The organism is Rhodoplanes elegans, assembly GCF_016653355.1.
Lineage (GTDB): Bacteria > Pseudomonadota > Alphaproteobacteria > Rhizobiales > Xanthobacteraceae > Rhodoplanes > Rhodoplanes elegans.
Map to the genome: position 1 here is coordinate 1 of NZ_NHSK01000283.1, position 3609 is coordinate 3609.

Consider the following 3609-nt stretch of genomic DNA (forward strand, 5'->3'; position numbering starts at 1 on the left):
CGCCGGCCGGCCCGGCGGCGCCGGGCGAACCGGACGCGCCGGCGATGTCGGCAGCCCCGATCGCGCCGCCTGCCCGGTCCCGCATCGAGCCGCACACGGCGGCGGCCCTGTCGGCCTGGACGATCCCGCCGCTCTGAGCGGCCCGGGGGGCCGGCGCGCGGGTTAATCCGCAAGTCCTAGTGGTAAATTTACACCCCGTTCACCATTCCGCATTAGAGTCCGATGATCGTCGGCCTCGGATGCGTCCCGGGATCGGCGCCCCGCTGGTCCCGGTCCGGGGCCGTCTCGTCTGCAGCCCGGCGCTTCGCCGTCCGTCCCGGGTGCCTCACCATGCCGGATCGCGCCACGCCCGGTGCCATGACTCCTCGGCCGCCGCGCCCCGCAGCCTCGGGCGCCGCGTCATGACGGCCGTTCCCGAGACCCTGCTGGCCGATCTGCCCGCCCTCCTGGACCAGGGCACGCCCGAGACCCGCGGCGAGATCCTGCGCCGGCTCACCGACCTGTTCCTCACCCAGGCCGGCGGCTTCCGGGACGAGCACGTCGCGGTGTTCGACGCCGTCCTGAAGCTGATCGTCGGCTCGGTGGAGCGGCATTCCCTGATCCGCCTCGGCCTCCAGCTCGCGCCGCTTCCCAATGCGCCGCTCGACACCATCGCCTGGCTCGGCCACTCCGACGACATCGCGGTCGCCGGCCCGGTGCTGGAGCGCTCGACCCGGCTGCCCGATCCGGTGCTGGCCGACATCGCCGAAACCAAGCCGCAGGCGCATCTCGCCGCGATCGCGGTCCGCCGCGCCCTCTCCGTGATGGTCACGGACGCGCTGATCGACCGCGCCGATCTCGACGTCACCCGAAAGGTCACGGCGAACCGCGGCGCGCAGTTCTCCGAGACCGGCTTCCGCACCATCGCGGGCCGGGCCCATATCGACGAGTCGCTCGCCGTGCTGGTCGCCAATCGCGGCGACGTGCCGGACGAGGTGTTCCGCGATCTGGTGAAGAACGCCACCGACGAGGTGCGCCGTCGGCTCACCCGCTGCGACGAGCCGGGCGTGCGCCAGCGCATCGACCAGGCGATGGCGGCGGTCGGCAATCATCTCCTGCATGCTCGCCGCAAGGCGGAGGCGCCCGGCACCACGGTGGCGAGTCCGGCCCCCGACAAGCTCAAGGCGCTGTCCGACAAGGCGCGCGCCGGCAAGCGCGGCGACGTGATCGCCGCCCTCTCCGACATCACCGAGGTTCCCGAGGCCGCGATCAAGAGCCTGATCAAGCAGGGCTCCGAGGAGGGGATGCTGATCCTGTGCAAGGTCGCGGGGCTCGCCTGGCCGGACACCAAGGCGGTGCTGCTCGCGGCCACCGGCGCGGCCGGCGATCCGCGCACCGCCTTCGGCACCTTCTCGGGCCTGACCGCCGAGACGGCCCAGCGCGTCGTCCGCTTCATCCGCCTGCGCAAGGCGGCGACTGCGGCCGACATCCGGAAGATGATGTGAGCAGCAGCGCCGCCACCCTCCCCACAGCCGTTCCGAGGCCGCAGCCGTGCGGCAGCCGCTGGTCGACGCGGCGACGCGGCGCCCTACGGCCGGCATACCAGTGGCGGCTTTCGACTAACCCGGACTAACCTTACAGGCATTCTGTCCGATACTGCATACCTTTGGTTGGTAATGCCATATTTAGGGTTGTAGTTTAGCTTTTCCGCCGACCGAAACCGCCTGTCGGGCGGGACCTCCGCGAGCGCTCCGGTCCGGCGCCACGATCGCGGCGGTCCGCCCACCCCCGGGCACGCATCTCCGACGAAGCGGGTCGACGGAATGTCCTCTCTCGCGTGCTCCTCCTCCGGGCGTATCCGCCACGAACGGCGCCACCCACGCTATCTCACCCTCGCCACCGGCCGGATCGTCGACCGGGACACAGCGGCCACCTGCGCCGTCCTCAACGTCTCGGCCGGCGGCGCCTGCCTCCTGGTGCCGGATGCGGCTGCGGTGCCGGGCGTCTTCGAGCTCGTCGTCGATCCCGGGCGCCTCCGGGTGCGCTGCGTCGCCGTGTGGCGCGACCGCCATCACGTCGGCGTCGCCTTCGTCGCGGTCGACACACGCTCGCCGCTGCCCCCGCTCGAAGCCTGGCGCCCCTTGGGACCCTCCATCGCGCCCTGAACTGGACCACCATCATCATGCCGGCCGCGGTGCCCCTGATCGAAGAGCTGTCGAGCGTCCTCGCGGACGGCAGCGCCGACCGGCGCAGCGAGGTGCTGCGCCGGGTGACCGATCTGTTCCTGGCGACGTCCACCCGGATCGGGGACGAGCAGGTCGACCTGTTCGACGACGTGATGGAGCAGCTCGTCGGCACGGTCGAGCGCTACGCCCTGGTCCGGCTCGGGCTGCAGCTCGCCCCGATCGGCAACGCGCCGCGCGACACCATCGGCCGGCTCGCCCGCCACGACGACATCGGCATCGCCGGGCCGGTGCTCGAGAAGTCCCCGCGCATCACCGACGCGCTGCTGGTCGAGATCGCGCGCAGCAAGGGCCAGAGCCATCTCGCCGCGATCGCGGCCCGCCGGCATCTCTCCGAGGTCGTCACCGACATCGTGGTCGAGCGCGGCGACATCGCCGTCACCCGCAAGGTCACGGCCAATCCGGGCGCCCGCTTCTCGGAGACCGGGCTGCAGACTGTCGCGGCGCGGGCCTGCGGCGACGCGGAGCTCGCCGAGCTGTTCGCCGGCCGCACCGACGTGCCGCCCGACCTGTTCTGCACGATGGTGCGCGACGCCGGCGAGATCGTCCGCCGGCGGCTGGCGACCTCGGCGCATCCGGCGGTGCGCACCCGGCTCGACCACGCCATCGCGGCGATCGGCGACCAGCTCGTCCACGCCCGCCTGCACGCCCATCACGGCCCGGCGGTCCGGCTCGATCCCGACGCCCTGAAAGCCCGGCTGTGCGAGCAGGCCCGCAGCGGCGAGCGCGGCCCGGTGATCGAGGCGCTCGCCGCCGTCGCGGACGTGCCGGCGATCGCGGTGCGCAACCTGATCCGCCAGCGGTCCGCGGACGCGCTGCTGATCCTGTGCAAGGCGGCCGGGCTCGGCTGGTCGGACGCCAAGGCCGTGCTGGCCGTGACGCTCGGCGAGCCCGACGACCCGCGCGCCGCCTTCCAGCATTATGTCGGGCTGAGCGCCGAGGTGGCGCAGCGCGTCGTCCGCTTCATCAAGCTGCGCAAGTCGACGAGCCGGTCGGAGCTCGACCGGCTGACGTGATGCGGCGTCCCCGCGCCTCGTACCGGCACGCGATGCCTCCATCGCGTGCCACGCATGAGAGCGTCATGCGCGGGCTCGACCCGCGTATCCATCACCTTGATCCAAAAGCGTTCTTCGTAGCGGGATGGGTCGCCGGGTCGAGCCCGGCGACGACGCCGAAGCGCTAGTTGCCGAAGCTCGACGACGACAGCACCGGCTTGGCGCCGGGCATCAGGCTGCCGCCCGCATAGGCGGCCGCGGCCGGCGCGGCGCTCGCCTCGACCCGGCCGGCGGGTGCCGGCTGGGTGGTCGGGCGGATGGCGCCGAGCGCCGCCGGGCGCGACGACGAGGAGGCGAGCTGCGTCTGGGCGGGCGCCGGCTTCGCGGCGGGT

General features: G+C 72.9%; 3 protein-coding genes and 1 pseudogene. 3 read left to right on the top strand and 1 reads right to left on the bottom strand.

The window, feature by feature from the left end:
- Window positions 1-401: 401 nt before the first annotated feature.
- The 3 genes from CCR97_RS29005 to CCR97_RS29015 all read left to right on the top strand — a co-directional run bounded on the left by CCR97_RS29005 (window position 402) and on the right by CCR97_RS29015 (window position 3238).
- Complete coding sequence (locus CCR97_RS29005; protein WP_170146070.1) at window positions 402-1484, top strand: DUF2336 domain-containing protein; 1083 nt, start codon at window positions 402-404, stop codon at window positions 1482-1484.
- Window positions 1485-1802: 318 nt separating this feature from the next.
- Window positions 1803-2144 (top strand): PilZ domain-containing protein, encoded by a 342-nt coding sequence (locus tag CCR97_RS29010; RefSeq protein WP_111360096.1) that lies wholly within the window; start codon window positions 1803-1805, stop codon window positions 2142-2144.
- Window positions 2145-2161: 17 nt separating this feature from the next.
- Entirely contained in the window at window positions 2162-3238 is a 1077-nt protein-coding gene (locus tag CCR97_RS29015; RefSeq protein WP_111360097.1) for a DUF2336 domain-containing protein, read from the top strand.
- A gap of 163 nt (window positions 3239-3401) precedes the next feature.
- On the opposite strand, the pseudogene CCR97_RS29020 reads toward CCR97_RS29015, so the two are convergent.
- A pseudogene (locus CCR97_RS29020) lies at window positions 3402-3609 on the bottom strand (hypothetical protein); the annotation flags it as partial.